This window comes from Sphingobium sp. B2 (genome assembly GCF_007693735.1).
GTDB classification, from domain to species: Bacteria; Pseudomonadota; Alphaproteobacteria; order Sphingomonadales; family Sphingomonadaceae; genus Sphingobium; species Sphingobium xenophagum.
The window spans coordinates 1-4220 of record NZ_VDBZ01000019.1 but is presented as its reverse complement, the minus strand read 5'-3'; the positions used below and the strand labels follow the sequence as shown (position 1 = coordinate 4220).

Genomic DNA, 4220 nt, shown 5'->3' with positions numbered 1-4220 from the left:
GCGTCTCGGCCTGCTCGGCGGCGTTCCAGAGCGCGGCCCGGTTGTTGGCCCACGCCGGGGCGTCGGCGGGCACAACAAGCGCGTTATGCTCGACGCCTTGCTTGCGGGTGTAATCGTGGACGAGGCCGGTTCGCTCGTCCGTGATTTCGACGCCCGCACGATAAGCCGCTGCCGCCGTCGCACTGCGACCGGCGGAACGGCTGATCGTCTTAACCGCAAGATGGAAGCTCGCCATCGCCGCGCCCTTACTAGCCATGCGGGAGCATGGCGCGGGCGATAGCGCGCTGGGGTTCAGGGGTATCCCCTGACGCACGCAGACGCAAGTTTGCATAAGTGCGCCCTTCCTCTCTTTCGTTCGGTCGGGTCCGGTGCTATCAATATCGCGCAGCGAAAGGATTGACCATGGCCGCTCCCACGCCAGAGGCTATCGAAACCGCACGTCGCAAGGTCCAGNCCTGACGCACGCAAACGCAAGTTTGCATAAGTGCGCCCTTCCTCTCTTTCGTTCGGTCGGGTCCGGTGCTATCAATATCGCGCAGCGAAAGGATTGACCATGGCCGCTCCCACGCCAGAGGCTATCGAAACCGCACGTCGCAAGGTCCAGCAGGCCAAGGCCCGGTTGCAGGCACTGGAAGCCCGCGCCGCCACCATGAACCGCAAGGCCGATGCGCGCCGCAAGATCATCCTCGGCGGCCTGCTCCTCGATGCCGCCATGAAAGACCCCGCATGGGAATCCCGCCTCAATGACCTGATGAACCGCATCAGCCGCGATCAGGACCGCAAGGCGTTCGAGGGCTGGACCTTCAAGGGAGGCCCTGCCGATGCCTGATCCCTTCGACCCTGCCGAGTTCGACGCGCCCCCTCCCTCCGATCCCGGCGCGGACTATCGCATCCTGCTCGACGCCATGCGGAAGGCCGGGGCCGAAGGGGTCGCCCAGCAGGTCGCCGCCCTGTCCCGCCAGATCGAGCATGACGCCCGCCAGCGCGCCGAAGCGGGGCAGCAGACGCAGAACGCGCTCAACGAACTCCTGCGGGCCGCTACGCAGCTTCAGCGCGTCAGCGCAGCCATCGGGTGGGAGCATCTGAAGGGATGGCTCTACGCGGCCATGATCGGGCTGGGCCTGATCTTCGCCGCGGCCCTCGCCTACCAGTGGGCGAAGGAACCCAAGATTGAACAGCGGCTATACGGCTGCACCGCACGATGGGACGCCAAAACTCAACGCTGCAAGGGCGATTGGGTGCCCTTGCAGGCGCAATAGGCCAGTTCATTATCGGGTGTACGTAAATTCTTGCTCTTAACATTTAATGGGTGTACGAGATTGCTATGGAAGTCGAGTTCGATCCGGCCAAGGACGAGGCTAATCTCGCCAAGCACGGCGTATCATTGCAGGCTGCGGCGGACTTCGATTTTACAACATCGCTCGACCGTGAAGACACACGGTTCGACTATGGCGAAGTTCGCTTCGTATCCATCGGCTTCATCGGCGACCGCCTCTATTTTTTGGCCTATGCCGATGGTTCAACGGACGATGCAATACGCGCCATCAGCCTCCGCAGAGCGGAGAAACACGAGGTGAGGTTCTACTATGCGTCCCAAGTTTGATCCCGAAATTCACAGCGAAGATGCTCCGCTATCCGAGGAGTTCATGCAGGGTATGCGTCCGGCGCGTGAGGTCCATGGTGTTGACTGGGTTGACGCCAAGATGGGCCGCAAGCGCGGGCGGCCCAAGCTGGATGCTCCCAAGGTCGAGGTGAAAATCCGCTTGGATGCAAAGACGGTGGAGCATCTGCGCGACAGCGGCCCCGGATGGCAAACCCGTGTAAACGCCCTGCTCGGCCAGCTTGTGGCGACGGGACAAATCTGATCGTGGGCCACGTGGAAGCCCGCGAAAGCTTCAAGGCCGAAGCCGTCGCCTCATGGGCCGAATATCAGGAAACCGGGCTGCATCTGACCGGCGAGGAAGTGGCCCGCTGGCTCGATAGCTGGGGCACGGCAGGCGAGGGCGAATGTCCGCCTTGCCATCTGCGCGGAACCGAAAACCCCTGATTTTACCCTCTGGTGCCCGTCAGGGCACCGCCAAGCCCTTGGATGGCGAAACCTACCCCCCAACGCCTCCCTGCGCTCTATGGGCCGGAATCGCCTCCTGCACACCCCCTGATAGCCAATTGCGACCTTGCAGCGTGTGCGACGTGGAAGGGATGCGGATTCCTGTCCGTCATGCGCCTAACGCGTGCCGCGACTAGCGGCACTCATCATCACCGCCGTAGGCGGCCTGATTAGCGAGTTACCCACCCCCCGCCGCCGCCAGCTTTTGGATAGCGCTATGGCGGGGCATGGATAACTCGCAGCCCCCTTTCAGGGGGTAATCATAAGATCATAGAAGGGATTAAATAAAAACCATTTATAATCATCAACTTAGCGGGGGGGGGTAGCTCACCAGCTATGAGCTACCCCTAGCTCACCAGCTATGAGCTAGGTTCGAACAAAATTCGAAAATTTATGATTGAAATTGCAACACGTTTTCGGCACGTCGGTTTTGAATTTCATTCAATGACGTTCTGATTTGGATCATAGATGAGCTAGGGGTAGCTCACGCTGGATCAAATTGATCAGTCTGTGGGACTGGGGAGTGCCAATGTCGCAAGAGTCAAAGCAACTGGGTTTGACCACCGCACCGGGCGGGACATGGGTGCAGACTGATCGCGCCGCTCATGAGAGATGGGCGCAACTGGCCATCGCCAACCCCCGTGCGTCATCGGTGCTTCATGTGCTGGTGGCTCAAATGGGACGGCATAATGCCATTGTGACCAGCCAAACGACATTGGCAAAGGCAGCCCATTGCTCACTCCCCACCCTTAAGCGGGCTTTGTCCATACTTCGCGAACAAGGGTGGATCGAAGTCCGCCAGATCGGCCCAACCGGGACAGCCTGCGCTTATATCATCAATGATCGGGTCGCATGGAGCGGCAAGCGTGATGGCATTCGCTACAGCTTGTTCTCAGCGGCTGTGCTGATTGCAGATGATGAACAGCCGGATCGTGATGAACTGGGCGCACAACCGGCGCTCCATCGCCTGCCGAACCTGTTCCCGGGAGAGCGTCAGTTGCCAAGCGGTCCGGGCCTTCCGCCCCCGTCTGAACCATCACTTCCGGGGATGGAACCTGACTTGCCCGCGCAGTATATGGAAACCCCGGAAACACCACCATTTGAACGATTGGAAACGGGTGAAGATTCGTGACCTATCTAAGTCTAGGAGAAGCCGCAAAGGCTGCTGGTGTTGCCAAGGGAACTATTAGCAAAGCCCTGAAATCAGGTAAGCTAAGCTATGCTGACAAAACCCCTGCGGGATACCAAATAGACCCCGCCGAACTGTTCCGCGCGTTTCCACGGAAACAGCCAGAAACCGTTGAATATGAACGATTGGAAACTCCAAAGGAAACGGTGGAAACGGCTGTGCTACGGGCACAGCTTGAAGCCGCCGAACGGAGGGCCGCAACTGCCGAGGCCGACCGGGACGCTTGGCGGGAACAAGCGCAACGTGCGACACTCGCTTTGACCGATCAACGTGCCGCCCCTCAACCCGTCCCCCAGCGTGGATTCTGGTCCCGTCTGTTCAGCCGCCAGGGCAACAGCCCTAGAGGCGATGAGGCATGAGGGCGGCGGGTTTCACCTGAACCAGCGCATGGCTGACCGCCCCAGTCGCGACCACGCCGCCGCTGCGATCTGGCTGCACGAAAAACCCTGACGCATTGGAAGTCCGCACGAAAACCCCGATTTCAGGGTTTTCCGTCACCCTCACAGGCTCATGCCGCGATCCCGTTGCAGGACCAGCTCGCGCTCGTGGAGCAACTGCCCCACCGCCCGCGCCATTTGGGGTTCGCGCTGGATCTGCTCGATGTAGAGATCCTTGGTGTGCTGGTTCGCCCCGTTATAGGCATCCACCGCCTTGCGGAGCGCCTCCGGGGTCGCCTTCCAGTCGCTGTTATGGTCGCCATAGCCGTGGGCGCCCGCCTCGCGCTTCCCGGCTATGGTCCTGAACTTCTCCGCCACCTTTTCCCGTTCCTGCGCCTGCTGGCGCTCCTGTGCCTGCTCACGGGCGCGCTCGGCGGCAAGCTGCGCCTGACGCTGCGCCTCGGCGGCATCGCGCCGATCGCGATCGACCGCGCCGCTCAAGGTCGCCGCGAACGCATGGAGTCTGCCCGATATGCGCTGCCCCGCA

At 61.1% G+C, this 4220-nt stretch carries 7 protein-coding genes and 1 pseudogene; 6 read left to right on the top strand and 2 right to left on the bottom strand.

Going from position 1 to position 4220, the window contains the following annotated elements; all coding sequences use genetic code 11:
• The coding region (locus tag FE851_RS25775; protein WP_186378994.1) for a MobA/MobL family protein at window positions 1-235 on the bottom strand (235 nt) is incomplete at its 3' end.
• A gap of 318 nt (window positions 236-553) precedes the next feature.
• Between FE851_RS25775 and FE851_RS25770 the strand changes: the two genes are divergently transcribed.
• From FE851_RS25770 to FE851_RS25745, 6 genes are all read left to right on the top strand, one after another.
• Window positions 554-829, top strand: coding sequence for a hypothetical protein (locus FE851_RS25770; protein ID WP_010337271.1), 276 nt, complete (start codon window positions 554-556; stop codon window positions 827-829).
• Window positions 822-1259, top strand: coding sequence for a hypothetical protein (locus FE851_RS25765; protein ID WP_066769916.1), 438 nt, complete (start codon window positions 822-824; stop codon window positions 1257-1259). The genes FE851_RS25770 and FE851_RS25765 overlap by 8 nt, the downstream gene beginning before the upstream one ends.
• A 65-nt stretch (window positions 1260-1324) precedes the next feature.
• Window positions 1325-1603, top strand: a complete 279-nt coding sequence (locus FE851_RS25760; protein WP_010337273.1) for a BrnT family toxin — start codon at window positions 1325-1327, stop codon at window positions 1601-1603.
• Complete coding sequence (locus tag FE851_RS25755) at window positions 1587-1865, top strand: BrnA antitoxin family protein (RefSeq protein ID WP_029547671.1); 279 nt, start codon at window positions 1587-1589, stop codon at window positions 1863-1865. Before FE851_RS25760 ends, FE851_RS25755 begins: the two co-directional genes overlap by 17 nt.
• A gap of 2 nt (window positions 1866-1867) precedes the next feature.
• Window positions 1868-2047, top strand: a complete 180-nt coding sequence (locus tag FE851_RS25750) for a transcriptional regulator (RefSeq protein WP_145206925.1) — start codon at window positions 1868-1870, stop codon at window positions 2045-2047.
• 589 nt (window positions 2048-2636) lie between these two features.
• Window positions 2637-3239, top strand: a complete 603-nt coding sequence (locus FE851_RS25745; protein WP_164546221.1) for a helix-turn-helix domain-containing protein — start codon at window positions 2637-2639, stop codon at window positions 3237-3239.
• 557 nt (window positions 3240-3796) lie between these two features.
• Here FE851_RS25745 and FE851_RS25740 read toward each other — a convergent pair.
• Window positions 3797-4220, bottom strand: a pseudogene (locus FE851_RS25740) (conjugal transfer protein TraA); the annotation flags it as partial.